The following is a 25,310-nucleotide window of genomic DNA, read 5'->3' as shown; positions in this document are numbered from 1 at the left end:
CCGCGGTCCCGCGGGCACCATGGTCGCAACGCAGAATGGCACCGGGAGACGAGCAATGGGACTGATCAGCCTGATCTGGGGCGTGGTCGCGATGGTCTGGATGGTGATCGCGCTGATCCCGCTGCTCGGCTGGGGCAACTGGTTCCTGATCCCGTTCGCCGCGATCGGTGCGGTCATCGCCGCCATCGGCATCGGCCTGACCAGCCCCGAGAAGCGCGGCCGCGCCAAGGCCGGCCTGGTGCTGAACGGCATCGTGATCATCGTCGGCATCGTCCGGCTCAGCCTGGGCGGCGGCATCATCTGACCGACGCCGGCGCTCGCCGGGCGCGGCCCGCGCCAACCGCACGGGCGTAGAATCGCGCCCCATGAGCAGCCACCCCTACACGCGCCCGCGGCGGATGCGCCGCGACGACTTCTCGCGCCGCCTCATGCGTGAGAACGTCCTGACCATCGACGACCTGATCTACCCGGTTTTCGTGCATGAGCCGGCCGGCCGCGCGCCGGTCCCGTCGATGCCCGGGGTCGAGCGTCTGTCGATCGACGAGCTCCTGCGGGTCGCCGAGCAGGCCAGCGAATTGCGCGTACCGGCGATCGCGCTGTTCCCGGTGACGGCGCCTGCGGCCAAGTCACTCGATGCCGCCGCGGCGTGGGACGACGACGGCCTGTGCCAGCGTGCCGTCAGGGCGCTCAAGCAGCGCTTTCCGCAGCTCGGCGTGATCACCGACGTCGCACTCGACCCGTACACCAGCCACGGCCAGGACGGCCTGCTGAACGAGCAGGGCTACGTCATCAACGACGGCACCGTCGAGGCGCTGGTGAAGCAGGCGCTGAGCCACGCGCGCGCCGGCGCCGACGTGGTGGCGCCCAGCGACATGATGGACGGGCGGATCGGCGCCATCCGCGGCGAGCTGGAAAGCGAAGGCCACGTCCACACCCGCATCCTCGCCTACAGCGCGAAGTACGCGAGCGCGTTCTACGGCCCGTTCCGCGACGCTGTCGGCTCGGCCACCGCGCTCGGCAAGGCCGACAAGAAGACCTACCAGATGGACCCGGCCAACTCGGACGAAGCCATCAACGAAGTCGCGCTGGACCTCGACGAGGGCGCCGACATGGTGATGGTCAAGCCGGGCATGCCCTACCTCGACATCGTCCGCCGGGTGAAGGACACGTTCGGGGTGCCGACCTTCGTCTACCAGGTCAGCGGCGAGTACGCGATGCTGAAGGCCGCCGCGCAGAATGGCTGGCTCGACGAGCGGGCCTGCGCGCTGGAGGCGCTGGTCGCCATGAAGCGCGCCGGCGCCGATGGCGTGCTGACGTATTACGCGCTGGATGCGGCGCGCTGGATGCGCGACGCCTGACGCCGGCCCCGGCGCATTGTCAGTCGACGCAGCCGTCCTTGCCGTCCGCCGCCGGCGCCTTCATCCGGTAGATGTCGAGGCCGCCGGCGCGCGGTGCTTTCGCCACGCCGGTGACCAGCAGCTCGCCCGGCTTGTTCCAGTCGATCGCCGGGCCGAAGGTGGTGCCGCCGGCGGTGTTGAACGACAACGCCAGCGGGGTTGCATCGGCGTAGCGGGTGCCGTCGCACCGGGCCAGTTGCAGGCGCACAGCGGCATCGCCCTTGGTATCGGCGCGGGCGAACACGATTGCGCGCGTACCGCCCAGCCACGCCGCGTCGCTCTCGTCGGCGCGGGTGTTGATTCCCGGCACGGGCCGTGGACCGGTGAACGACGCCCGGTCGAGGCGGGCGACAAACAGGTCCAAGCCACCTGCGCCGCCGTGACCGTCACTGGCGAACATCAGTCGGCGGCCGTCTGAGGCCGGCGTCGGCGTCCGTTCGTTTCCAGCCGTATTGACGCCGGGACCCAAGTTCACCGGTTCGCCGAAGCCGTCGGCATGCACCGCCACGCGATACAGGTCATCGCCACCCTCGCCACCGTCGCGGTCGGACACGAAATAGAGCCACTGGCCGTCGGCGCTGAACATCGGGTCGAACTCGTCGGATGCGGCGTTGAGGGCCAGCGGCCGCGGGTCCTGCCAGCGACCGTCGACCAGGCTGGCCTGCCACAGGTCGCGACCACCCGCTTCGCCTTCGCGGCCGCGGCTGCCCCAGACGATCCGCTTGCCGTCCGGGCCGATAGTGGCGCGCATTTCATCGGCCTTGCTCGAGACTACGTGCATGCCCTCGATGCCGTACTCGGCCAGCCAGGCGCCCGCACGACCGGCGATCCCGGCCATTAACACGCCCACGAGTAGACTGGCGCCCGTCAGGGCCGTGCGTTGCCGCATCGTGCGTCTCCTTTTTCATCAGTCCCGGATCCAGGCGAGATTGCCATGTCACCTCCCCGCTTTGCCGTGATCGGCCACCCGGTCTCCCACTCGCTGTCGCCCTTCATCCACGCACGCTTCGGCCGCCAGCTCGGGATCGAGCTGGAGTACGTCGCCATCGACGCCGCACCCGACAACTTCGATGCCTCGCTGGCCGCGTTCGCCGCCGAAGGCGGGGTCGGCGCCAACATCACCTTGCCGCACAAGCAGCGCGCCGCCGCGATCTGCGGCAACCTCAGCGAGCGGGCCCGGCGCGTCGGCGTGGTCAACACCCTCACCCGCACCGCCACCGGCTGGGACGGCGACAACACCGACGGCCTGGGCCTGGTGCGCGACCTCACCGGACGCCACGGCCAGGATCTGCGCGGCCGCAAGGTGCTGCTGCTCGGTGCTGGCGGTGCGGCCCAGGGCGTTGCCCCGGCGCTGCTCGATGCCGGCATCGCGGATCTGTTCATCGTCAACCGGACGGATGCCCGCACCGATGCGCTGGCCGACGCGCTCGGCGAACCCGACCGGGTGCATCCCCGGTACTTCAACGACCTGGGCAGCATCGGCTCGTTCGACCTGATCATCAACGCGACCTCGATCGCGCGCACCGCCACCGGCGAGCTGGTGCTGCCGGGCTCCCTGATCGCGCCACGCTGCGACGTGGTCGACCTGGGCTACGGCGATGCCGCGATCCCGTTCCTGTCGTGGGCGCGCGCGTCCGGCGCCGACCACACCATCGACGGGCTCGGGATGCTGGTCGAGCAGGCGGCGGAGAGCTTCAGGATCTGGCACGGCGTACGCCCCGATGGCGACGCGGTGTACGACGAACTGCGCACGCACGAGTCAACCCTGGCCACCGCCGACTGACGACCGGGCCCTGCCGGCCGCGGTTGCGAGACGGCGGTTACCCCGTCAGCCCTGCGCCATGCCGAGGTACTGGTCCTTGAGCCGCATGTAGTGGCCGGCGCTGTAGCGCAGTTGCTCGATCTCGCGCTCGTTGAGCTTGCGCACGAACCGCGCCGGGTTGCCCAGCCACAGCTCACCCTCGCCGACGGTCTTGCCAGGCGGCACGACCGCGCCGGCCCCGACGAAGCCGAACGCCTCCACCACCGCGCCGTCGAGCACGGTCGACCCCATGCCGATCAGCGCGAAGTCGCCGATCCGGCATGCGTGCACGATGGCGCCGTGGCCAACGGTGACGTCGCTGCCGATCACCGTCGGGAAGCCGCCCGGCCGGGTGAACGGCCCCTCGTGGGTCACGTGCACCACGGTGCCATCCTGGATGTTGGTGCGCGGGCCGATCTCGATCGAATTGACGTCGCCGCGGACCACGCAGCCCGGCCAGATGGAGACGTCGTCGCCGAGGCTGACCCGGCCGATGACGGTCGCAGCCGGATCGACGTACACGCGCGCGCCGAGGGTGGGAAGGTGGTCGAGGAAGGGTCGGATGCTCATGCCGGCATTCTACCGGCGCCGGTCGCGCGGCAGGCCACGCGCGGCGCGCCCGTTTAGACTGCTCCGCATGAAAATCGCCAGCTGGAACGTCAACTCCCTCAACGTGCGCCTGCCCCATCTGGAGCAGTGGCTGCAGGTTGCGGCGCCCGACGTGGTCGCACTGCAGGAGACCAAGCTCGACGACGAGCGCTTCCCCGACACCGCGTTGGCAGGACTCGGGTACCGCAGCGTGTTCGCCGGGCAGAAGACCTACAACGGCGTGGCGATCCTTTCGCGCGAACCGGCCGCGGACGTCCAGGTCGGCATACCGGCGTTCGGCGACGAGCAGAAACGCGTCATAGCCGCGACCATCGGCGGGGTGCGCGTGATCAACCTGTACGTGGTCAATGGCCAGGACGTCGGCACGGAGAAGTACGCGTACAAGCTGCGCTGGCTGGACGCCGTGCACGACTGGATCGCCAGCGAGCTGCAGTCGCACCCGCGGGTGGTCGTGTTGGGTGACTTCAACATCGCGCCCGACGACCGCGACGTGCACGACCCGGAGCGCTGGAACGAGCACCACATCCTCACCTCGGCGGCCGAGCGCGCCGGGCTGCAGAAGCTGCTCGACCTCGGTCTGCACGACGCCTACCGGTTGCACCATGACGGTGGCGGCGAGTTCAGCTGGTGGGATTACCGGCAGGCCGCGTTCCGCCGCAACCTGGGCCTGCGGATCGACCTGACCCTGGTGTCGGGCGCCTTGCGGGCGGCGTGTGGCGCGGCCGGCATCGACCGCGAACCGCGCACCTGGGAGCGGCCCAGCGACCACGCACCGGTGTGGGTGGAGCTGGCGGCGCCGTAGCGCGCACCGCTAGAGCACACGGAACTCGATCCGCCGGTTGCGCGCCCGGCCCTCGGCCGTGGCGTTGTCGGCCACCGGCCGGTCCGGCCCGAATCCCTGCACGCCGAGGTTGTCGGCGGCGACGCCGGCGCGCTCCATGTACGCCTTGACTGCGATCGCGCGCTGCAGGCTCAGCGCGACGTTGGCGTCGCGCCCGCCGACGTCATCGGTGTGGCCGATCACCTGCACCTGCTGGTCCCCAACCCGTTTGATCGCGACCACCATCTCGTCGAGGATGGCGCGGCCGTCCGGGGTCAAGCGCGCGCTGCCGCTTTCGAACTCGATGATGCGGTCTGCCAGCGCCTGGTCGAGTACTTCCTGCTGGCGATTGCCGCCGCCGGTCAGCGCGTTGCGTACCAGGTAGTGGGGCCCGGCCGCGTTGGCCAGCCCACTCGCCACCTGCTGGCGCGCCGCCTCGTTGCCCACCTCGCCGGTGATGCGCACGCTGCTGCCGTCGACCACCAGCTCGCCGGCGCGAACCTGCTGCAGGTCAGGACCGAGCATCGCCACGATCCGTTCGCCCCAGCCCGGTGGCGCCATCACCGCACCCACCTCGATCCGGTCGACAACCCGTGCCGTGCCGTACAGCGCCTGCAACCGGGCCAGCACGGCCGCGCGGGTGGCCTCGTCGGGCACCGTTCCGGCGGCGATCACCGGGCGGATGGCGGCGGCAGGCGCCGGCACCGCCGCGTCCTGCGCGAGCGCCGGTGACGGCAGCGCGCAGAACGGGCACAGCGCGGCGAGGAGGATGAAAACATGGGCGACGGCTGGACGCATATCAGGTTCCCAGGAAGGTTTCGTTGAAATACCCGCGTGCAAGTCGCAGCGGCAGATCGTCGTGGCCGAGGAAGCTGGCCAGGCGGTTGAGCGCGTAATCGCCATCAAGCTCGTCCTGTACCCAGTCGGCATCGGCGACCCGGATGATCTGGTCTTCCGCGACCTGGGGATCGAGCGCAGCGTGCAGGGTGCGCGGGTCCGCTCCGTTGAAGCCGACCAGCAGTCGTGGCGCGACCGACTGGTCGCCCTCTTGCAGCAACAGCACCAGTTCGAACTCGGCGCGCCCCAGGAACCCGCCGATCAGGTCCAGCCAGTACGCGGCGACCAGTGGCCGGTAGAGCGTGTCGCGCGGCAGTGGCAGGGCGAGTGCCTTGTCGATGCGGCCCGGGCCACCGACGATCAACGGCTGCATCAACAGCCCCAGCGCCGGCAGCACCTGGTCCAGCCGCAGCCGGGGATGGCCGGTCTCGCGCAACAGCCTCTGCAACGCGCCCATGCCCTGCAGATCGGCGAAGTCGCTGAAAGGCGCGTCGTAGTCCTGCGGGTCGCTGCTGACCCCGATCCGGATGTCGCCCAGCGAGCGCAGCGCGTCCCCGGGGTCATCCGCGGCGACTGCCTCGCGTGCGAAGCGGCCCAGTGCGGACCAGAGCCGTGACAACGCCAGCGGGCTGCGACCGATGAATGCCAGCGGCGCGCTCGTCTGGAAGCGGGTCGCCGCCAAGAACGGGAACCGGCGATGAGAGGCATCGCGGCTGGTGACGAAATGGCCGCCGATCCCATGCCGGCTCCGCGAACCGAGGAACGCGAAATGCATCGGAAGCGCCGTGTCGTACAGCCGTTTCCAGTCCGGGTTGCGGGCGAGCAGCTCGATGCTTCCCCCTGCCCAGCGGTCGAGCGTAAGCATCAGCGCGTGCTGGTCCGGCGTCCGCACGAAGTCGCCGCGGCCCGGCAGCTTGCCGAAGCATCCGGGCGCATCGGTCGCCACCACGACGGCCATCAGCGCACCTCCGCCGGTGCCGCGGTCGCGGTCGAGCCGCCACCGGCAGCAGGTGGCGATGCACCGGCGACGAGCGCTGGCAGCTGCAGGCCGAGCGCATCGATCCCGTCGCCATCGGGTTGCACCACGCTGACGATGCGCAGCTCCACTTCAACTTCCGCCCCGGCGCGGTCCCAGGCCAGGCGGTAGTGGTTGTTGCCGAGCCCGTGTTTGCGCGCGGCTTCGAACATCGCCGCCATCGCCTGCGCGCCCGGTTGCTCGAATACCTCGACGGTGCGGCCGTCGCCGGTGACCGCCGCGATCGTCACGCCCGGCACGCCCTCGCCAGGCAGCTGGAAGGTGTGCCATTGCGGCGGCGTATTGCGGTAGCGCAACTGCTGCCCGTCGATGGTCACGGTGTACTCGCGACCGCGCGCGGCCAAGGGCAGGATCTGGATCACCATCGTCGGGCCGTCGCCGGCGGCGCTTGCGCCGACCCAGCGGCCATAGTGGGCCACCAGCTCGGGGCGCAGCTCGATCCCGATGTCGGCCCACCGACGCGCGGTCAAGGTGTTGCCACGGCGGATCACCAGCGAGCCGAGCGCGTCCTCGCCGAACTTCGCGATCGCGCCCTGTGGGCCGAACATGCGCTCGATGTCGACAGCAGCCGCTTCCACCGTCGCCTGCGGCGCGTAGGGGTAGCGCTGGCCGATGCCGTCGGCGAACGGCTGGTGCACCTGGGCCGACCACGTGCGGTTGAGCTCGGCCTCGGTCGGCGGCACCAGCGCCGCGAACGCTTGCATCAACGGCCGCAACAGCAGCGGACGGAGCGTCTCGCGCTGGTCCTGCGCCAGCCCGTTGAGCATCTGTTCGTCCACCAGCGCGAGCGCGGCCGCCAGCTCCGAGCCCTCGCCGTCGAACGTCTGCTGCATCAGCTGCCGGGTGCCCGGGCCGGGGTCGCCCTGGGTACCGATCGCGTTGAATCGGCTGCGGACCTTGCCGAGCGCCTCGAAGTACTGGTCCAGCAACGCCCCGGATCCGTCCTGCGCGGCAAGCAACCGCGCGAGGCCGGCAAACGCCTGCCCGACCGGCCCGGCCGACGCACCGGCGTCGGCGTCGGCCAACTGCCCGGTAGAGGCCGGGGCCCGGCGCATCACCACCCGGTTGAACCACGCCACGAATCCGCCACCGGCGGCGCCCGCCGACGCGCCGGCCGCAGCGGGGTCGTCCCACACGGTCTGGCGGTGGACCTCTTCCAGCAGGACCCGCAACGGCGACGTCGCCGGGTCCCCGAGGCGGTTCATCCCGGCCACCGCCTCGCCGAACCCGTCGAAGGGTTTCAGGCCGACGCCCTGCAGCAGCCGGCGCCACTCGCGCGCATATTCGGCCTTGTAGAGCGCCGCCAACTCCTTGGCGATGTGTTGCGGACTTCCGGCCAGGGTGAGGTCGTCGTGCACGGTCGCCTCCAGCACCCAGTCGGTGCTGCTCAGCTCGCTCGTCGCGGCCTCGGCGATCGCGTCCTCGACGTAGTCCTCCCATGCTTCCCGGGTGAAAGTACCGGCCACCTGATGGCTGCCGGTCAGCAGGTCCCCGCCGTCATCGCCCAGCAGGCTGGCGACCGACACCGGCGCAAAGCGCGTCGCCGCGCGCGCCTTGATCTGCGCGTACACGCGGTCGCGCGCTGGCGTGCCCTTCATGACCGCACGCAATGCCTCCCGGCTGTCGTCGACCAGGCTGTAGCGGTTCTCGAGCTCAGGCCAGTCGGGGTGCGCGGCCTGCTGGACGTAGAACGTCATCAGCCGACCGGCGGCCCGTAGCATGTCCTCGCGCGGCATGGCGCCGCGGTTGGACTCCAGCCAGCCCCGCCAGAAACGCGTCAACTGGTCACCGAGATGGGTCGCTTCGACGCGCGAGCCGTCGGCGAGCATCAGGTACGCCTTGAGTGCGTTGTAGGCGTCCTGCGGATCGGTCGGCGACGCGTCGCGGTAGAGCTGCGCAGCGCCGCCTTCGGTCGTGTCACCCGGGGCAGCGTCGGTGTCGCTGGACGGTGCGCTGCCGACAGGGTGCGGCGGGCGCAGGTCGGCTGCGTGGGCGACCACTCGGCCCAGGTAGTCCTCGATGCGGCTGGCCGTCGGCGCGAGCATCAGTTGCCGCATGCCATGGAAGTACTCGCGCCGGAGCGTCGCCTCGAGCGCGTCGCCCTGGTACAGGCCCAGGCCGAGGCTCGGCGGATGGTCGTCGCGGTAGCGTTCGAGCTGGACGAGCCGGTCCTGCAGGACGAGCAACGCCTCCACCCGCGACTGCAGGTCGACCTTGCCGGCCTGGAGGGCGATCGCCTTGTCGAGGTCGGCGCGCACGTCGGCCACCAGCTGGCGGTTGCCCGTGTACGACCAGGTCCAGCCGGTCAACACCGCGGCCAGGGCCAGCACCGCCACGCCGAACGCCGCGTAGCGGACGCGCGTGCGTACCGGACTGGAGTACTGCCGTACCAGTTGCCGGTCGGCGAAGATCACCTTGCGGAACAGCCCGAGCAGGAAATGGCTGCTGTCGGCCGGCGCCACCGCCTCCTCGCCGCCGGCGGCCGGGGGCAGGCCGAACCGGCCGCTGACCCGCTCTGACGCCGGCTGCACCGCAACGCCTTCCTGCAGCGCGCTGGTGAAATAGAAGCCGCGGAAGACCGGCTTGAACTGGTAGGGGTTCTCCTCGAACAGCGTCGCGATGAAGGTCCGCAATGCCGGCTTGATGCCGGCGAACTCCATCGGCATCGTCAGCAGCCCCGGGGCAACCCCGCGCCCGCGCGCCATCGCCATCTGCGACAGGCCCGTCTCGCGCAGGCCGTCGGACAGCTCGTCGAAGTGGACGTCGAACGCCGCGAGCGCGTCGGTGCCGCCGCTGGCGTCGTAGGGCAGGGTTGCGCCCCAGGCGTTCTCACGCTCGGCCGGGTCCAGCCCGCGGAAGAAGTCGGCAAACCCGCTGATCAGGTCGGCCTTGGTGAACACGACGTAGACCGGTGCGTGTACTTCCAGCCGCTCGGTCAGCTCCTGCACGCGCTGGCGGAGGTTCTTGGCCAGGTCTATGGCGAACTCGGGCTTGCTTCCCGAGAGCTCGGCGATGGAGGCGGCGATGATGATGCCGTTGATCGGCGCACGCGGACGGTGCTTCCTCAGCAGGTCCAGGAACGTCAGCCACTCCAGCCGATCCTCGGCGCTGACCGAGTAGCGGCCGGCGGTGTCGAGCACGATGCCCTCGGTGGTGAAGTACCAGTCGCAGTTGCGCGTGCCGCCAAGGCCGTGGATGACGTTGCTGCGGTTGTCCTCGAACGGGAAGCGCAGACCGGAATTGAGGATCGCGGTGCTCTTGCCGGCCGCGGGATTGCCGATGATCACGTACCAGGGCAGCTCGTACAGCGCCCCGCGGCCGCGCGTCTGGCCGATACGCGAGGAGCGGATCGCGCGGACCGCCTCGGCCATGCGTTGGCGCAGCAACTCGGCGTCGGCGCGCATGGCCGGTGCCGCGCTGGCCACGGCCTGCTCGGCCTGGCCGTCGACCATCGCATCCAGCCGCGCCCCGGCACGTCGCACGCGCACCCTGCGCACGACCACCACCGCGAGGACGATGGCGCCCGCCACGAGCAGGATCACCAGCAACCAGCCCCCTACGGCAAGCAGGCCGTCGATGCCGACATAGGCCACGGCGGCAGCGCCGGCTATGGCGAGCACGGCAAGCACCCGGTAGTCGGTCAGCCAATAGCGGAGGTTCATCCAGAAACTGCTCATCGATGCATCCATTCGTGTCAGGCGAGGGCCGGGGTGGCGGCGGGTGACGAGGTCGATCCGGATCCGGATCCGGTGGAACTGTCGTCGGGTTGCGCGGGCGTCGGCGCCGGCGACAGCAGCACGGCGACGCGCGCGTCCCGGTCGGCGAGGCTCATGGCCAGCGCCGGTACGCCATCGGCCTGGACGTGCGCAGCCGCACTCGCCAACAGCGCCAACGGCCCGACCGGACCGGTGTCGCCGCACGCCAGGCCGAGGTGGCGCGCGTGGCCGATCGGTTCCAGCTCCGGTAGCGCGGCGGTGATCGCACCGGCGATCTCGATCGCGCGGCTGGGCCGGTGGTCGGCATCGCTGAAGACCAGCGCGACGTTGTCGTTCGGGCAGCCCGCGGCATCCAGCGCGGCCTGAAGCAGCACGGCGGTGCTGCGGCTGGCGGCGCGACCGCGGCCGGCCATGCCGCGCACCGGGCGGTGCAGTCGCGGCGGCAGTGGGCCGGAGCTGGCCGCTGGCAGCGTGGGTGCGAGCAGGATGCCGGCGGCACCCTCCCCGGGAATCCGGCCCTCGGGGAGGCCGTCGACCAGCAGTTCGCGCCGTGCGTCGAGCCGGTTGATGGCGGCCTGGCCCACCAGCGAATGCGCTGCAAGCAGCAGGTGCCGGTCGCCCGCTCCCGGCGCGCCGGGGTCCGCGTCGATCGCGTCGAGCACCCGCCACACGTCGGCGGCTGCTTCCACGGCGCAGACCGTGACGCAAAGATCCGCCTCGGGGTATCCGACCGCGCGGGCCTTGCGCCGCAACCCTTCCGCGCAGGCGGCGCGTGTTTCAGCAGGCCAGTCACTTGGCAGCAGCAGTTGCACGCGCAACACGGCCAGCGCCGCTGCGGGCGGCGCCGCCCGCGCCGAGCGCGAGTGGTGCATGGCATGCGGGTGCAGTGCGCCATCCGATGCGTCACTTGCGCTGTGGTCGGGTGCCAGGACCGGCAGCGCAGCGAACAGCAGGTCCTCGGCCACCGTGTCCAGCAGCGCGATTGCGCGCAAGGTCTCCGTCTCGATCGCGCGTGATGCACGTCCCTCGCTGCCGGCATCGGTGGCGAGCCACCGTTCTGCCACGGTCGGGTCGAGCCCTTCGACCTCCGCGGCGAACACCGGCAGGCCCACCGCGTCACGGAGCTGCGGATGCAATGCCGGACGATGCGGCCGTGCGAGCGCACCGGCGATCGCCAGGGGAGTGTCGCCGGCGCGCATCCACGCCGCGCCGGCCAGCAGGTACAGCGTGCGGTCGACTGCGAGCTCCACGCCGGTGCCGCCCCCACCGTCGGCGGCCGTTTGCGCCTTGGCAGGCTCGGGTTGCGTCGTATCGCGCGTCCTCATCCGCCGCCAAGCCGGGCGCAGGAGCAGCACACCGCACAGCAGCCCGAGAGGGAGCAACACGAGGTAGGCGACGATGTGGCCCGCGGTCGGCTGGATGTCGACCACGCGCCAGTACAGCACCACCGCGATCCAGCACGCGAGCAGGCCGACCAGCCCGAGGCCGGCGGCACGCAGCAGGGAACGGCGGCTCACTCCGGCCTCCGGGCATGCGGCGACGTTGGATGTCGTGTCGAGTCCATTCGGTTCCGCGCCGGCGCGTCCAGGCACCGGCGTGCGTGCTCCAGCGTGTTATCCAGCGAAGGTGCGTTGATGCGCGGATTCCGCGCACGTGGCGACCGCGGCGACGCCGTGATCGAACCGGTTACCCACAACGAAGGGTGTGTACATGGCCGTGCTCCCTGGCTTGGTCCCGATCGGGCCGTCCGGCATCCATTGCCGGCCGCGAAGATAACAGGCCCGGCGGTCGGGTTCACCCGTGGGCCGGCTGCTCACTCCCGCGAACGCACGCCCGGGCGACGCAGTTCGACGTGTCCGTAGTCCTGGATGCTCGTCCAGCCGCCGCCCCACACCAGCCCGACCGAACGCGCGACCTCGCCGTACAGCTGGTAGCCGCGCCGGGTCCAGGGATCGGCCATGTCCCACTGCAGCCGGCCGTCACGCACCGGCGCACTGTCGGCGGCGAGGCCGTACTGGTGCCAGCTGCGTCCCGCGGTGGCCCGGGTCACCTGGGCACCCTGGCGGGCCAGCCGTGCCTGGCGCGCCGGGCTGCGATAGCCCTCGACCAGCGCCATCTCGTAGCCGTGCTCGTCGCGCATCACCCGGTAGACCGCGAGCAGGCGCTGCTGGAAATCCGGATCGAGACGGTGCCACTTGCGGTCGGCGGACGTGATGCCCGGGACCACCCGCACCGCGTCGGCGGTCGCGAACACCGCCGGCGGCAGGTCACCCGGCGGCACCAGCCTTTCGCCGCGCAGCAGCGCAAGCACGTGCGCATCGCCGCGGGACCCGACGGCGCCGTCGAACCCGGGCAGCAGCACTTGCCGGCGTGCCTGCAGCACCAACAGCGGCGGCACCACCAGCAACACCAATCCAAGCAGGAGGGCCGGTCGGTACCGCACGAAAGTGCCGGTGAGCCACGCCGCGCCATCGCGCAACCCACGGCCCGATGCATCGACCCGGCTGCCGACGCGCGCGTGCCAGCGGCCGGCGATGCCACCGACCCGCGTCCACAGGCGGTCGGCGCCGGCGAGCAGTCCGTCCCGGGCGTGCGGGAACAGCGCAAGCCACGCAGCCAACGCGCCCACCACGAAAAACAACGCCACTGCCATCGCCATCTGCAACCCATCCCTGGTGCGCGGATCGAACCCGTCCCGGGTCCGGCTCAATTGACGCGTTCCCGGCGCGGCCCGCAGAATGCGGCCGCGACCGGACCGGCAAACCTGCCACCCCGGTCAGCGACACCGCCGGGTACCGGCGGGGAAAGGAGTCCAAGTGGATCGGCATGATGCCAAGCCCAGACGCCCCAGCCTGTTGGCCGGCGCACCCCTCGATGCCGCTTCTGCGGAAGCGGCCCGGCCGTCGCCGGCGCGCATCCTAGCAGAGCTGCCGCAAGCCACCGGCCCACGCCGTGCATGGCCGCATCGACGCGGCGCCTGGCTGGCTGTGACCGGTCTTGTGGCCGTGTGCGTGGTGGCCGGTATCGGGCTGGTGCCGGATCCCGAATACGCCACCCGCGGCCAAGCGCCCACTGCCGCGACGGAGAATGCTGCGGACCCGGTCGACGCGATCGCCCAGGAGCAGGCGCGCGCGGCAACGATCATCGAGGAGCCTGCGCCGACGTTGCGCGCCGACGACGCATCGGCCTCTACGCCGGACGGTCCGGCCACAGCCGATGAGCCGCTCCAACCAGGCGACGGAAAGGTCGACCGTTCGCGCCCGGCGGATACGAACCCGTTCGCCGTGGCGCCCGGGTCTGTCCCGACAACACGCGCTCGCGCACCCCGCGCGCGTCCCGAGACCGTCGCGACGGACGAGCCGGACCTGCTGGAGATTCTGCTGGGCAACATTCGCTCGACGCGGGATTCGACCGTGCGTGACGTCGACGGAATGGATGCGCTGGTCAGACGCGTGCACGACCGGGGCGGCGCGGCTTCGGCCGGCGGTAGCCAACGCCCGCTGCGCCTGAGGTCCGAACAGATCCAGTCGAACCTGCGCGAATGCCCGCCGCCGGACACGGCCAAGGGACTCGAGTGCCGCGAGGCGATCTGCGCGGTCTACGCCGGCCGCGATCCGGCCTGCCCCGCGAACGGTTGAGCCGGCGCGAACCGGCGTGACCACCTCTTACCAGACGACTTCGGCCATCGAGCAGTTCAGGCCCGAACCGATGCCCAGCAACGCGACCCGGTCGCCCTTCTTCAGGCGCCCCATCTCGCGCAGCTTGCTGAGCACGATCGGCACCGAAGCCGGACCGATGTTGCCGTGTTCGTTGAAGATGGTCAGGACCTTCTTCGGGTCGATGCCCATCGCCTTCGTGAAGGCGGCGGTGTGGACCTTGCTCACCTGGTGGATAACGAACTCGTCGAGTTCCTCGGCCACCCAGCCCAGCTTCTGCTTGGCGACCTGGAAGGTCTTCTGGGCGAGCTTGATGCCTTCGATCAGCAGCATCCGGGTATCGGTGATCATGCCGTCCAGGTTGCCGCGACACAGCTTGTTCCACTCGGTCGCCGCGCGGGTGACCCCACCCTTGTAGCGCGGGGCGCCCGGCGCCAGTTCGGCACGCGCGAGCACCATCGCCGCCGCGCCGGAACCCAGCGTCAGCGTCGCCAGCTCGCTCTTGAAGTCGGCCTCGGTGACGTCGGCGCGGGTCATGCGCTCGATGGTCTTCTCGTAGGCCAGGTCGGCGGTCTCGCCGTCGACCACCAGCGCGTAGTCGATCTCGCCGCGCTCGATCATGCGGCTGGCGATGTCCATGCCGTTGATGAAGGCGAGGCAGGCGTTGGCGACGTCGAAGTTCTGGCAGGTGTCGGGCAGGCCGAGGTTGCCGGACACGATCGACGCGGTCGATGGCTCGAGGTAGTCGCGGCTGACCGAGGTGTTGACCAGCAGGCCGACCTTGTCGGGGTCGATGCCCGCATCGGCCAGCGCCTTGACGCCGGCCAGGGTGGCGGCATCGGAGGCGAGCATGTCGCGGTCGTCCCAGAGCCGGCGGGCGTGGATGCCGGCGATGTCACCCAGAACGTCGGTCCGGATGCCCAGTCGATCCAGGGTCGGCTTGAGCCGGGCGTTGATCTCGTCCGAGCTCAGCCGGCGCGGCGCGTCGATGTGGGCCAGGCCGGCAATGGCGACGTGTTGGAACAGCATGAGCAGCGGCCCGAAAGGCAAAGATCACGACAGATTAACGTTTTGCCGGGGCCGCTGCATTACTGGGGGCTGGCCGGCGTGGTTCAGCCGCCGATCGGATAGGTCTGTGCCATCCCGCCGGCCGGGCGCGGGGCCGGGCCGGAAACACCTGCCGAAGCGCCGCCGCAGTGGTAGGCGGCAAAGCGCTGCTCGCCGTCCAGCGGCGGTGCCAGCGGCTGGATGGTGTCGGCATCCAGGCCGGGGGCTTCGTTGCGCGCGAGGGTTTCCAGCTCCTCACGGACCCGCAGGTTGTTGCGCTCGTAGAACGCCACGCTGTCCTTGACCGACACCGCGATGTCGCCGCGCTTGACGCAACCGGCCGGCGGGTTGCCGGCGCTGATCACCCGTACGGCGCTTGCTCCGGGGGCCATGTGGACCCAGGTGCAACCGGTGGCGAGCATGAGCGTGGCGAAGCCGAGGATGAGCGGGCGGACCATGGGATCTCCTGTTGCGTGCGGGTCGGACAGTGTCTGTCCGTTGCCCGGGTTGTACGCGGCGGCGGTGAATCGGGACTGACTGGAACGCCGGGGAAGTGCCACCCTCCGAATCGTGGGCGGGTTGGCTGACAGCGTTACCCGCCGGGTGGTTGTCCACCCGGCGGGTCGCTCCACTTACTCGGCGTTGCCGTCGTCGCTGCCGTCGTCGCTGCGGTCGTCGCTGCCGTTGGCTGCCGCGGCGACGGGATTGCCGTCGGCGTCGAGCACCTGGACGACGCCGAAGTCCAGCGCGCGCACGGGCGTTTCGATCTTGCCGAGGTCACCCACCACCACCCAGGTCAGGGCCGACGGGTCGATCGTGGCGGCGGCTGCGGCGACCTGCGTCGGAGTCAACGCCTCGATCTCGGCCTGGCGCTGGCGGACGTAGTCGTCCGGGCGGTCGTAACGGACCATCCCGGCGATCGTGCCGGCCACCGAGCTGGCGGTTTCATAGGCACCCGGCAGGCTGCGGATCTCGTTGGAACGGACCTTGCCGACTTCCTCCGCGGTCGGCGGTGCCTTGCCGGTTGCGTACTCGGCGATCTCGCGCTTGAGCTCGGCCATCGACTCGGCGGTCTTGTCGATCTGCACCGGCGCGAACGCCAGCCACGGCCGCTGGCCCATCGCGTCGGGCGAGAAGCTGTACGAACCGTAGGCCCAGTGCTTGTCCTCACGCAGGTTCATGTTGAGCCGCGAGCTGAACTGCCCGCCCAGCACGGTGTTGGCGAACTCGAACTCGGTCGCCTGGTCGGACTTCGTCGACGGCACCAGCTGGCCGACGAAGATGTTGGCCTGCACCGCACCGGGCTGGTCGATCAGGAACACGCGCGAAGCGTCCGGCCGCTCGACCGTCGCCACCTCGCCGGTGGTCTCCGGCGCACCCTGGCCCTTCCAGTCGCCAAGGTGCTTCTCGAGCATCGGCACGACCTGGGCGAGGGTGGTGTCGCCCACCACGACCAGGGTCGCGTTTTCCGGACGCACCCAGGTGCCGTGGTAGCCGACCAGGTCGTCGCGGGTCAGCGACGCGATCGATGCCTCGGTGCCCGTGCCGCTGAACGGCATCGCGTAGGCGTGGCCTTCGCCGTACAGCAGCGGCGGCATCACCCGCAGGGCCGCGGAGTTCGGACGTGCCTTCTCCTGCTTGATGCCGGCGATCCAGGTGGCCTTGACGCGCTCGATCTCCGACGGCTCGAAGCGCGGCGCGCGCAGCATGTCGGCAAACAGCGCCAGCGACGGGTCGAGCTGGTCCTTGAGCGCCGACAGGTACGCGCTGCCACCGTCAAGCGAGGCGCCGGCACCGAGATTGGCACCCAGCGATTCGGCGCGGGCGGCAAAGCCCAGTGCGTCGTAGTCGCCGGCACCTTCGTCAAGCATGCTCATCGCGAAGCTCGAGGTGCCCAGCTTGTCACCCCCCAGCACGTCGGCCTTGTAGCCGCCGTCGAACAGGTAGTTCACCTGCACTACCGGCACCGCGTGGCGCTCGGCCAGGATCACCTCGGTGCCGTTGCTGAGCGTGGCGCGCTGCAACTCCGGGAACGTCAGGTCGGGGAACTGTTCGGGCATCGGCACGCCGGTGCTGCGGTCGACCGTGGCCGCGGTGGTGCTGTACTTGCCGTCGACCGGCGGGAGGTCCAGCGGCGCCGGATCGACCGCCGGTGCTTCGGCCAGCGGGGTGCGCTCGCCGGGCACCACCACCAGCGTGTGGTCGCCATCGCCGAGCCAGCGGTTGCCGACCGCGGTCAACTGGGCCGGCGTTACCGCCGCCACCGTGGCCATGCTGTCGCGGAAGCAGTGCGACTCGCCGGTGTAGATCTCGCAGCTGGCCAGCACGTCGGCCTTGCCGCCAAAGCCGCCGATCCGTTCGACACCGCGCACGAAGCCGGCGCGGATCACGGTCTGAGCCTGGGCGACCTCCTCGGCGGTCGGCCCCTTGGTCAACAGGCGCTCGAGTTCCTCGTCGATGATCGCCTCGACCTTCGCCGGGTCGACGCCTTCCTTGACGGTCGCCATCACCAGGAAGTTGGAACCCAGCTGCGACTCGCTGACGCCGGCGCTGATGTTGTCCACCAGCTTGTCCTGGTGCGCCAGCCGCTTCTCGAGCCGCGAGGTGGCGCTGCCGCCGAGGATCTGCCCGAGCACGTGCAGCTGGTCGACCTCGGCGGTGCCGGTCGGCGGCACGTTCCAGGCGCGGTAGATGCGCGCCTGTGGCACGCGGTCCTCCATCACCTCGCGGGTGTCGGCCGGGCGCACCGCGATGTCGACCGCCGGCTGCGCCATGTCGGGACCGGCCGGGATGTGGCCGAAGTACTTCGCCACCTTCGCCTTCGCGGTCTCCACGTCGATGTCGCCGGCCAGCACAAGCACCGCGTTGTTCGGGCCGTACCAGGCGCGGAACCAGTTCTTGACGTCTTCCAGCGACGCCGCGTTCAGGTCGGCCATCGAGCCGATCACGCTGTGGTTGTATGGGTGGCTGTCGGGATACAGCGCCTGGTTGAGCTTGGTCCAGACCTGGCCGTAGGGCTGGTTCTCGCCCTGTCGCTTCTCGTTCTGCACCACGCCACGCTGCTCGTCTAGCGTGGCCTGGTCGATCGCACCGAGCAGGTGCCCCATGCGGTCCGATTCCATCCACAGCGCGAGGTCGAGCGCGGTGGTCGGGACGTTCTGGAAGTAGTTGGTGCGGTCGGTGTTGGTGGTGCCGTTCATGTCGGTCGCGCCGACCAGCTCGAACGGGGCGAAGTACTCGCCCGGGTTGTTCTCCGAGCCGTTGAACATCAGGTGCTCGAACAGGTGCGCAAAGCCGGTGCGGCCACGCGGTTCGTCCTTGCTGCCCACGTGGTACCAGATGTTGACCGCGACGATCGGCGCCTTGTGGTCCTCATGCACGATCACCCGCAGGCCGTTGGGCAGGGTGAACTCCTCATAGGCGATATCGACGCCGGAGGAAGGCGTGGCCTCGGCCTGGGCCAGTGCCGGCGACGGCGCGAATGCGGTGGCACCGATCGCGGTGGCGAGCGCGAGGGCCAGCGTGCCCTTCTGCAGCAGGCCCTGGCGGGTGCGGGTGGATGCGGTCATGGTGACTCCCCTGTCGGTGGTTGGGCGACGTCCGGGCGGACGGCAACACCCCATCCTAGCGGTGGCCGCGGAAGCGAGCACTAGGTCACAAGTCCCGGCCGGGCGATTGGCAAGCACCGCGGCGCGCACGTGCCACCCCACGTCCTAGACTGTCCCCGCCTTTCTACCGGGGACCGCCATGCCCATCGACACCACCCTGCGCTGCCTCGTCACCGGGGCCAACCGCGGCCTCGGGCTGGAATTCACCCGGCAGCTGCTGGCACGCGGCGAACACGTCGTCGCTACCTGCCGCCACCCCGGTCGCGCCCACGCGCTGAACCAGCTGGCCGGCGAGTACCCCGGCCGGCTGCACGTGTTGCCCCTGGACGTCGCCGATCCGAAAAGCCACGCCGAACTGGTGCGCGAGCTGCCGCTGGTACTGGGACGCAAACCCATCCACCTGTTGGTCAACAACGCGGGCGTGCTGCATTCGGGCGAGCGATTCGGCACGGTCGACCCGGCGATCCTGCTCGACAGCCTGCGCATCAACGCGATGGGTCCCTTCCTGCTGACCCAGGCGCTGGCGCCGTTGCTCGCTGGTGGCGGCAAGGTCGCCAACCTGTCTTCGGAGCTCGGCTCGATCGCCGGGGTACAGACGTTCCGGTCTCCCAGCTACGCGATGTCCAAGGCGGCCCTGAACATGGCGACCCGGCAACTGTCCAAGGCGTTGCAGGGACCGTGCATCATCGTCATGGCGCTGCACCCCGGCTGGGTCCGGACCGACATGGGCGGAGCCAAGGCCGAGGTCGAACCGGCCGACGCCGTCGCCGACCTGCTGCGGGTGATCGACCGCGCCGGACGCGACCACAGCGGAAAGTTCCTGGATCGCCACGGGGAACCGATGCCGTGGTGAGCGACGGCATCTCCCTCCACGTCATCCTGTTCCAGCCCGAGATCCCGCCCAACACCGGCAACGTGATCCGGCTGTGCGCCAACACCGGCGCCCAACTGCACCTGGTGCGCCCGCTCGGCTTCTCGATCGACGACAAGCAGATGCGCCGCGCCGGACTCGATTACCACGAGTTCGCGCGGATGCAGCTGCATGACGACCTCGACGCCGCCGTCGCCGCGATCACCCACGCCAACGGCGCGCCGCCCCGCGTATTCGCACTGAGCACGCGCGGCCGCACCCGCTTCGATACCCCGGCCTATCGCCCGGGCGACGCACTGCTGTTCGGCTGCGAGACGCGCGGCCTGCCCGACGCGGTGCTCGATGCGCTGCCGCCGGAGCAGCGCCTGCGGCTACCGATGCGGCCGAACAACCGCAGCCTGAACCTGTCGAACGCGGTGGCGGTGACCGTGTTCGAGGCGTGGCGGCAACTGGGGTTCGCCGGCGCCGCCGACTGAACCGCGCCGCATTCGCACCACCTGCCCGCGCGCGCGACAATCGGCCAACCGGCGCACGCGCCACCGTCCTTCCCCCGTCCGAGCCCGCCCATGCCGCTGCCCGCCTTCCTGCGTCGCCCCAGCCTCGTCACCCAGATCGTCATGGGCCTGGTGGCCGGCATACTGCTCGCGCTTGCCTCGCCGGAAGCCGGCGCAGCCGCCGGGCTGCTGGGCACGGTGTTCATCTCCGCGCTGAAGGCCGTTGCACCGGTGCTGGTGCTGGTCCTTGTGGCTGCCGCGATCGCCAACCATCGGCGGGGCCAGCAGACCGGGATCCGGCCGATCCTGCTGCTGTACATCCTGGGCACGCTGACCGCCGCGCTGGTCGCGGTGCTCGCCAGCTTCGCGTTCCCGGTCTCGCTGCAACTGGTGCTGCCGGACGACATCGCATTGACCCCGCCCGAAGGCATCGGCGAGGTGCTGCGCACGCTGGTGATGCAGATCGTCGACAACCCGGTCAATGCGCTGATCACCGGCAACTACATCGGCCTGCTGGCCTGGGGCATCGGCCTGGGACTGGCGCTTCGGCATGCCTCGGACGCCACCCGCGCCGTGCTGTCCGACCTGGCCGACGCGATCACGTGGCTGGTGCGGCTGGTCATCCGGCTGGCGCCGCTGGGCATCTTCGGCCTGGTGGCGGCTACCCTGGCCGAGACCGGCCTGTCGGCCCTGCTCGACTACGCGCGGCTGCTGGCCGTGCTACTGGGCTGCATGGTGTTCATGGCGCTGGTCGGCAACCCGCTGATCGTGTTCCTCAGGACCCGCCGCAATCCCTACCCGCTGGTGTTCACCTGCCTGCGCGAGAGCGGCATCACCGCGTTCTTCACCCGCTCATCGGCCGCCAACATCCCGGTCAACCTGGAACTGTGCCGCCGGTTGGGGCTGCCGGAGGAAACCTACGCGGTTTCGATCCCGATCGGCGCGACCATCAACATGGCCGGGGCGGCGATCACCATCACCGTGCTGACGCTGGCGGCGGTCAATACGCTGGGCGTCGCCGTGGACCTGCCCACCGCCCTGCTGCTCAGCGTGGTCGCCACGGTCGCTGCCTGCGGCGCCTCGGGCGTGCCCGGCGGTTCCCTGCTGCTGGTGCCGCTGGCCTGCGGGCTGTTCGGCATCTCCACCGACCTGGCGATGCAGGTCGTCGCGATCGGCTTCATCGTCGGTGTCGTGCAGGATTCGGCAGAGACCGCGCTCAACTCCTCGACCGACGTGCTGTTCACCGCGGCCGGTGCGCCGGTGGTGGTGGACGCGGTGCCCGACCGCATCGCCTGACCCCCCGGCAAGCCGGCACCCGCGCGTTGGCGCGGGCGCCGGCAGCGGTCAGTTCGCCGGATGCTGCCCGCGCATCGGCTCGGCTCGCATGAGTTGGGCAATAGCCGACACCGGTGCGTTGCCGTACGACAGGAACCGGTTGTGGAAGGTCTTCAGGTCGAAGGCTTCGCCAAGCTCGGCCTTGCGTTGCTCGCGCAGGTCGTAGATTTCGGCATAGCCGGTGAAGTAGCTGGTCAGCTGCACCTGCGACAGACGCACGCGGCGCCACTTGTTCTCCGCCTCGGTCTTTTCCTGGAACGCCTCGCGCTGCAGCAGGTCCATCGCCTGCGCCTCGGTCATGCCCTGCACGTGCACCGCGTAGTCGAGGATCGCGTTGGTGACCACGCGCAGGTTCCACTTGCCGTACATCAGCCACATCTCCGGTTCCTGGTTGCCGTAGCCCTGCTCGAGCATCATCCGCTCGGCGTACACCGCCCAGCCCTCGATCATCGCGCCGTTGCCCAGCAGGCTCTTGACCAGGCTCGGGCTCTTGTTGGCGTGCAGCAGCTGGGTGTAGTGGCCCGGGATGCCCTCGTGGATGTTGAGCACCTGCAGCACCCAGTGGTTGTACTCGCGCAGGAAGCTCTCGGCCTGCTCGTCGGTGTAGGCGTCCAGCGGGCTGACGTTGTAGTAGGTGTCGGCAGTCGGGTTGAACGGACCTGGCGCGCTGACCGATGCACCGGCGCCACCGCCGCGCATGTACTCGGGCGTCTCGCGCACCACCAGCGGCCGGGTTTCGTCCTGGTCGAGCAGGTCGTGTTCGCGCACGAAGTCGGCCAGCAGCGGGATCTGCCGGTTGATCTCGTCGAAGAACCCGTCGCGGGAGACGTGCCGGGCCGACAGGTGGTCGATCATCATCCCGATCCGCTCCAGGCGGTCGTCGGGCATGGCGGTGCCGGCAAGGTACTTCGGCCACAGCTGCACGGTGATCTCGTCCATGCGTCCGTGCAGCGCGTTCTTCTCGTCGACCGCGCGCTGGTAGAGCTCGGCGGCGCTGTAATGCGACTGGATGTCGTAGGCGAACTTCTGTTCGTAGAGATCCGCGCCGATGCGGAACGAGCGGGCGTCGCCGCTCGCGGCCAGGCGCTTCTGCTCACCCTCGAGCCAGCCGACCCATCGCTCGATCGCGGCACGGGCGGCGTCGATGCGCTGGTTGAACAACGCCTGCTCGGCGGCATCGAGGCCGGATGCGGCGATCCGCCCCCGAAGGCCGTCGTCGAACACGCTCAGCGCGCCGCGGCTCTGCACGATCGCCAGCTCGACGTGTTCGGCGGTCGGGTTGGCGATGTTGGCTCGAGCGGCGGCGTAATACTGCGGCACCTGCTCGATGCGCTGCATGACCGTGCGCAACCGCGCGTCCTCGTCGGCATACGGCGTGTTGAGCAACAGCGCCACGGTGCCGGCGACGTTGTAGTTGGACGGGTCCCAGACCCAGTCGCGGAACTGCTGCTGGTACCAGATCGACGATTCGAACTGGTTGGTCAGCAGCATGTGGTCGATGCGCTGCGACGCCGGCAGTTGCTGCGGGTCGAACGCGGCCAGCTCGGCAAGCGCGTTCCTGGCGAACGCGAGGTCGTCGGAGCGGCGTGCGGCATCGGGAATAGTCAGCGACGCAGCGTTGTCGTAGCGGCCGGAGTAGATCGACCACTCCGGGCTGCGCTCCAGCGCGCGCATCAGCAGCGACTCGGAGAGCGCATCGAAGCGCGCGGCGGCCGCGGTGGCACCGGCCTGGCCGGTGGCCGGCGCTTCCGCCACCGGCAAGGTGGCCGGCTGGCAGGCGGCGAGGGTACCGAGGCTGGCGGCGAGGATCAGGGCGAGTCGGGTCTGCTGCATCGAAGGGCTCCGTGACGGGTGCGCGCGGTCGCGCCAGGCCCCGATCATGGCCGATCCGGCGGCGCAGGGTCGCGTGACGGGAAGATGACTCCCGGCCACACGCCCGATCACGCAAAAAAAAGAAAACCGGGCCGCTCGTGGCGGCCCGGTTCTGTTTCGACTTGCGCCGCGGTGGCGGCGCGCAGGTCAGTGACCCGAGTTGGCGTCGATCTTCTCACTGGTGCTGAAGATCTCCGCGTCGGCTTCGCCGGTCACGGTCAGGAACCCGGCCAGGCCCTTCTCCAGCCGCGACAGCGAGTGGTCGACCAGGATGTACTTGCCCGGGTAGTCGGCCTTGAACTCGACCATTGTCGCCCCGCCCGGTGCCACCAGCGTGGTCTGCACGTCGGTCAGCGGCGGGCTGGTCAGCGAAGCCTGGTCGTACACCCTGTCGAAGATCTCGCCGATCAGGTGCATGCTCGAGACCAGGTTCGGGCCACCGACGCCGAAGTACATGCGTACGGTGTCGCCCACCTCGGCGGTCATGTTGAACGTCTTGGTCAGCGCGTCCATGGAGCCGTTGAACATCAGGTGCTCGGGCTTCTCGTCGAGCAGCTTCTCCAGCGAGAACTCCTGCAGCCCGCGCGAGCCGTGCTTCTGGGCGGTATAGAGCTCGCCCTGCATCACGTAGTACTCCTTGTCGACCTCGGCCAGGCCGCCTTCCGGCTCGACCAGGATCATTCCGTACATGCCGTTGGAGATGTGGTGGGCGATCATCGGCGTCGCGCAGTGGTAGACGTACAGGCCCGGCTGCAGCGCCTTGAAGGTGAAGCTCTTGGTCTGGCCCGGGGCGACCTGGGTGACCGCCGCGCCGCCACCGGGACCGGTGACCGCATGGAAGTCGACCGAGTGGATGTTGATGCTGCTCTCGTCGTTCTTGAGGTTGATGGTGACGCTGTCGCCCTGGCGCACGCGCAGCATCGGGCCGGGCACCGTGTTGTTGAAGGTCCAGTAGCGGTAGGTGCTGCCGTCCGACAGCTTGCCCTCGACCTCGGTGGTCAGCAGGTCGTAGTTGATGTGCTTGGGCGCGCGGTCGCCGACCGGCTCGCCGACCTCGGCCGGGTTCTTGGCGATGTCGACCGCGGTGCTGACCGTCTCGACCACGTCACCGACGATCAGCTTGCCGAACATGCCGGCCGCCTTGTGGCCCGGGATCGTGCACAGGTATTCGAAGGTGCCGGCCTTGGTGGCGCGGAACACGATGGTGGTCGCGCTGCCCTCGCCGACCAGCTGGTCGGACTGCGCGCCAAAGTCGGGCACGGCGATGTCGTGCATCGCGCCGTCGCCGTTGACCACGGTGATCGCGACCACGGCGCCCTCGGGCACCTTCAGTTCGGGTGCGACCTGGCCCTTGATCGGGCCCGCGTCGCCGATGAAGACCAACTGGCCTTCATGGATCGCGGTCTTCAGGGTGAAGGTGACGTCGGCCACCGGGGTGACCTCCGAGTGGTGTTGGGCGGCCACCGCCATCGGCGTGAATCCGGCGGCCGTGGCAAGTGCGAACAACAGGACCAGGTCTTTCATTTTTCAGGCTTCCTATCGGGGTTTCGAAATCGTCGTTTGAGCGCACCTTAGGGCTGCCCCCCGACCCCGGCCATGACTTGGATCAAGCGCGACCAAACCGCTGCGTATGGAAACGGCAAAACCCCGCGGGGCGGACGTCCTGGCGTCCATACGCCACCGTCTTGATCTGGATCAGAGCGGGCATGCGCGGCGTCGGGAAAATGGCGATCGTGAAGAACCCCTTCCACCCGGGTTGCAGCTTCCAGTACTGGCTCGGCCGCCTGGCCCTCGCCGCGATGCTGGCGCTGGTTCTGATGCCCACCGCGGGGCGCCTCTACCTCGGCGGCGGCGGCCCGTCCGCCGCGTTCGCTGGCGCACCGTCGATCACCCAGCAGGTGGCCGGCCACGGCGACCATGCAACCGCCCACCAGGATGCGTCGCCGGAAGCACCGGTTGCTCCCGGGCCGCGCCACGCGACCCACGCCGACTGCCCTTACTGCCCGTTGCTGGGCCAGTTGGCCGGCGCCGCGCACCCGTTACCGCTGCTCGCCCGCATCCCGGCCGGCCCCGCGCCCTCGGTGGCGATCGCCGACGGCCACGCCACGCTGCGCCCGCACGGGCTGCATGCCCGCGGACCGCCGACCCCGGCCTGATCCGCGCCCCGGAGCCACCGCGCTCCACCCCGATGCCCATCCAACCAGCGTCCCG

20 protein-coding genes and 1 pseudogene are annotated in these 25,310 nt (G+C 70.1%); 9 read left to right on the top strand and 12 right to left on the bottom strand.

The window, feature by feature from the left end:
- Positions 1 to 55 precede the first annotated feature (55 nt).
- A complete protein-coding gene (locus tag KOD61_RS01020) occupies positions 56 to 304 on the top strand; it encodes a hypothetical protein (RefSeq protein ID WP_215219238.1) in 249 nt (82 codons plus the stop codon).
- Positions 305 to 365: 61 nt separating this feature from the next.
- A complete protein-coding gene (hemB, locus tag KOD61_RS01015; protein WP_215219237.1) occupies positions 366 to 1,358 on the top strand; it encodes a porphobilinogen synthase in 993 nt (330 codons plus the stop codon).
- Positions 1,359 to 1,377: 19 nt separating this feature from the next.
- Here the strand turns inward: hemB and KOD61_RS01010 are convergent, their stop codons facing one another.
- Positions 1,378 to 2,235: a TolB family protein gene (locus KOD61_RS01010; protein ID WP_407074551.1), complete on the bottom strand. Its 858-nt coding sequence runs from the start codon at positions 2,233 to 2,235 to the stop codon at positions 1,378 to 1,380.
- Between the two features lie 96 nt (positions 2,236 to 2,331).
- On the opposite strand from KOD61_RS01010, the gene aroE reads away from it, so the two are divergent.
- On the top strand, positions 2,332 to 3,180 hold the full coding sequence (aroE, locus tag KOD61_RS01005; protein WP_215219235.1) for a shikimate dehydrogenase: 849 nt from the start codon (positions 2,332 to 2,334) through the stop codon (positions 3,178 to 3,180).
- Between the two features lie 45 nt (positions 3,181 to 3,225).
- Here the strand turns inward: aroE and KOD61_RS01000 are convergent, their stop codons facing one another.
- Positions 3,226 to 3,768 (bottom strand): gamma carbonic anhydrase family protein, encoded by a 543-nt coding sequence (locus KOD61_RS01000; protein ID WP_215219234.1) that lies wholly within the window; start codon positions 3,766 to 3,768, stop codon positions 3,226 to 3,228.
- 67 nt (positions 3,769 to 3,835) lie between these two features.
- Here KOD61_RS01000 and xth point away from each other — a divergent pair, with 67 nt between their 5' ends.
- Complete coding sequence (gene xth, locus KOD61_RS00995; protein ID WP_215219233.1) at positions 3,836 to 4,609, top strand: exodeoxyribonuclease III; 774 nt, start codon at positions 3,836 to 3,838, stop codon at positions 4,607 to 4,609.
- Positions 4,610 to 4,618: 9 nt separating this feature from the next.
- Here the strand turns inward: xth and KOD61_RS00990 are convergent, their stop codons facing one another.
- The 5 genes from KOD61_RS00990 to KOD61_RS00970 form a co-directional block, all read right to left on the bottom strand.
- Positions 4,619 to 5,425, bottom strand: a complete 807-nt coding sequence (locus KOD61_RS00990; RefSeq protein WP_215219232.1) for an OmpA family protein — start codon at positions 5,423 to 5,425, stop codon at positions 4,619 to 4,621.
- A gap of 1 nt (position 5,426) precedes the next feature.
- Complete coding sequence (gene tagF / locus KOD61_RS00985) at positions 5,427 to 6,422, bottom strand: type VI secretion system-associated protein TagF (RefSeq protein ID WP_215219231.1); 996 nt, start codon at positions 6,420 to 6,422, stop codon at positions 5,427 to 5,429.
- Positions 6,422 to 10,177, bottom strand: coding sequence for a type VI secretion system membrane subunit TssM (gene tssM / locus KOD61_RS00980; RefSeq protein ID WP_251370613.1), 3,756 nt, complete (start codon positions 10,175 to 10,177; stop codon positions 6,422 to 6,424). The genes tagF and tssM overlap by 1 nt, the downstream gene beginning before the upstream one ends.
- A 17-nt stretch (positions 10,178 to 10,194) precedes the next feature.
- Positions 10,195 to 11,733, bottom strand: a complete 1,539-nt coding sequence (locus tag KOD61_RS00975; RefSeq protein WP_215219230.1) for a hypothetical protein — start codon at positions 11,731 to 11,733, stop codon at positions 10,195 to 10,197.
- 296 nt (positions 11,734 to 12,029) lie between these two features.
- A complete protein-coding gene (locus tag KOD61_RS00970) occupies positions 12,030 to 12,875 on the bottom strand; it encodes a M15 family metallopeptidase (protein WP_215219229.1) in 846 nt (281 codons plus the stop codon).
- 157 nt (positions 12,876 to 13,032) lie between these two features.
- Here KOD61_RS00970 and KOD61_RS00965 point away from each other — a divergent pair, with 157 nt between their 5' ends.
- Positions 13,033 to 13,854 (top strand): hypothetical protein, encoded by an 822-nt coding sequence (locus KOD61_RS00965; protein WP_215219228.1) that lies wholly within the window; start codon positions 13,033 to 13,035, stop codon positions 13,852 to 13,854.
- Between the two features lie 27 nt (positions 13,855 to 13,881).
- On the opposite strand, the gene KOD61_RS00960 is transcribed toward KOD61_RS00965, so the two are convergent.
- The 3 genes and pseudogenes from KOD61_RS00960 to KOD61_RS00950 form a co-directional block, all read right to left on the bottom strand.
- Positions 13,882 to 14,901 carry a 3-oxoacyl-ACP synthase III gene (locus KOD61_RS00960; RefSeq protein ID WP_215219227.1) on the bottom strand — a complete coding sequence of 340 codons (1,020 nt, stop codon included), beginning with the start codon at positions 14,899 to 14,901 and terminating at the stop codon, positions 13,882 to 13,884.
- A 164-nt stretch (positions 14,902 to 15,065) separates the two neighbouring features.
- Positions 15,066 to 15,377, bottom strand: a pseudogene (locus KOD61_RS00955) (DUF4156 domain-containing protein); the annotation flags it as partial.
- Between the two features lie 174 nt (positions 15,378 to 15,551).
- A complete protein-coding gene (locus tag KOD61_RS00950) occupies positions 15,552 to 18,488 on the bottom strand; it encodes a M16 family metallopeptidase (protein ID WP_215219226.1) in 2,937 nt (978 codons plus the stop codon).
- Positions 18,489 to 18,666: 178 nt separating this feature from the next.
- On the opposite strand from KOD61_RS00950, the gene KOD61_RS00945 reads away from it, so the two are divergent.
- The 3 genes from KOD61_RS00945 (at position 18,667) to sstT (ending at position 21,188) form a co-directional block, all read left to right on the top strand.
- Positions 18,667 to 19,380, top strand: coding sequence for an SDR family oxidoreductase (locus KOD61_RS00945; RefSeq protein ID WP_215219225.1), 714 nt, complete (start codon positions 18,667 to 18,669; stop codon positions 19,378 to 19,380).
- Positions 19,377 to 19,874 carry a tRNA (cytidine(34)-2'-O)-methyltransferase gene (locus KOD61_RS00940; RefSeq protein ID WP_215219224.1) on the top strand — a complete coding sequence of 166 codons (498 nt, stop codon included), beginning with the start codon at positions 19,377 to 19,379 and terminating at the stop codon, positions 19,872 to 19,874. Before KOD61_RS00945 ends, KOD61_RS00940 begins: the two co-directional genes overlap by 4 nt.
- Positions 19,875 to 19,964: 90 nt before the next feature.
- Positions 19,965 to 21,188, top strand: a complete 1,224-nt coding sequence (sstT, locus tag KOD61_RS00935; RefSeq protein ID WP_215219223.1) for a serine/threonine transporter SstT — start codon at positions 19,965 to 19,967, stop codon at positions 21,186 to 21,188.
- Between the two features lie 48 nt (positions 21,189 to 21,236).
- Here sstT and KOD61_RS00930 read toward each other — a convergent pair whose 3' ends face one another.
- On the bottom strand, positions 21,237 to 23,060 hold the full coding sequence (locus KOD61_RS00930; protein WP_215219222.1) for a DUF885 domain-containing protein: 1,824 nt from the start codon (positions 23,058 to 23,060) through the stop codon (positions 21,237 to 21,239).
- A 186-nt stretch (positions 23,061 to 23,246) separates the two neighbouring features.
- A complete protein-coding gene (gene nirK / locus KOD61_RS00925; RefSeq protein WP_215219221.1) occupies positions 23,247 to 24,623 on the bottom strand; it encodes a copper-containing nitrite reductase in 1,377 nt (458 codons plus the stop codon).
- 200 nt (positions 24,624 to 24,823) lie between these two features.
- Here nirK and KOD61_RS00920 point away from each other — a divergent pair, with 200 nt between their 5' ends.
- Positions 24,824 to 25,255: a DUF2946 family protein gene (locus tag KOD61_RS00920; RefSeq protein ID WP_215219220.1), complete on the top strand. Its 432-nt coding sequence runs from the start codon at positions 24,824 to 24,826 to the stop codon at positions 25,253 to 25,255.
- The last annotated feature ends 55 nt before the right edge of the window (positions 25,256 to 25,310 follow it).

It is taken from the genome of Lysobacter luteus, from assembly GCF_907164845.1.
GTDB classification, from domain to species: Bacteria; Pseudomonadota; Gammaproteobacteria; order Xanthomonadales; family Xanthomonadaceae; genus Novilysobacter; species Novilysobacter luteus.
The sequence above is the reverse complement of the archived record's forward strand: the minus strand, read 5'-3'. Positions and strand labels throughout refer to the sequence as shown.

Coding starts and splice junctions, on each gene's coding strand:
- KOD61_RS01000 (WP_215219234.1), bottom strand. CDS start 3,768: ATGAGCATCCGACCCTTCCTCGACCACCTTCCCACCCTCGGCGCGCGC.
- KOD61_RS00960 (WP_215219227.1), bottom strand. CDS start 14,901: ATGCTGTTCCAACACGTCGCCATTGCCGGCCTGGCCCACATCGACGCG.
- tagF (WP_215219231.1), bottom strand. CDS start 6,422: ATGGCCGTCGTGGTGGCGACCGATGCGCCCGGATGCTTCGGCAAGCTG.
- KOD61_RS00990 (WP_215219232.1), bottom strand. CDS start 5,425: ATGCGTCCAGCCGTCGCCCATGTTTTCATCCTCCTCGCCGCGCTGTGC.
- KOD61_RS00950 (WP_215219226.1), bottom strand. CDS start 18,488: ATGACCGCATCCACCCGCACCCGCCAGGGCCTGCTGCAGAAGGGCACG.
- KOD61_RS00970 (WP_215219229.1), bottom strand. CDS start 12,875: ATGGCGATGGCAGTGGCGTTGTTTTTCGTGGTGGGCGCGTTGGCTGCG.
- aroE (WP_215219235.1), top strand. CDS start 2,332: ATGTCACCTCCCCGCTTTGCCGTGATCGGCCACCCGGTCTCCCACTCG.
- KOD61_RS01010 (WP_407074551.1), bottom strand. CDS start 2,235: ATGGCCGGGATCGCCGGTCGTGCGGGCGCCTGGCTGGCCGAGTACGGC.
- KOD61_RS00920 (WP_215219220.1), top strand. CDS start 24,824: ATGGCGATCGTGAAGAACCCCTTCCACCCGGGTTGCAGCTTCCAGTAC.
- KOD61_RS00930 (WP_215219222.1), bottom strand. CDS start 23,060: ATGCAGCAGACCCGACTCGCCCTGATCCTCGCCGCCAGCCTCGGTACC.
- KOD61_RS01020 (WP_215219238.1), top strand. CDS start 56: ATGGGACTGATCAGCCTGATCTGGGGCGTGGTCGCGATGGTCTGGATG.
- sstT (WP_215219223.1), top strand. CDS start 19,965: ATGCCGCTGCCCGCCTTCCTGCGTCGCCCCAGCCTCGTCACCCAGATC.
- KOD61_RS00945 (WP_215219225.1), top strand. CDS start 18,667: ATGCCCATCGACACCACCCTGCGCTGCCTCGTCACCGGGGCCAACCGC.
- hemB (WP_215219237.1), top strand. CDS start 366: ATGAGCAGCCACCCCTACACGCGCCCGCGGCGGATGCGCCGCGACGAC.
- tssM (WP_251370613.1), bottom strand. CDS start 10,177: ATGAGCAGTTTCTGGATGAACCTCCGCTATTGGCTGACCGACTACCGG.
- xth (WP_215219233.1), top strand. CDS start 3,836: ATGAAAATCGCCAGCTGGAACGTCAACTCCCTCAACGTGCGCCTGCCC.
- nirK (WP_215219221.1), bottom strand. CDS start 24,623: ATGAAAGACCTGGTCCTGTTGTTCGCACTTGCCACGGCCGCCGGATTC.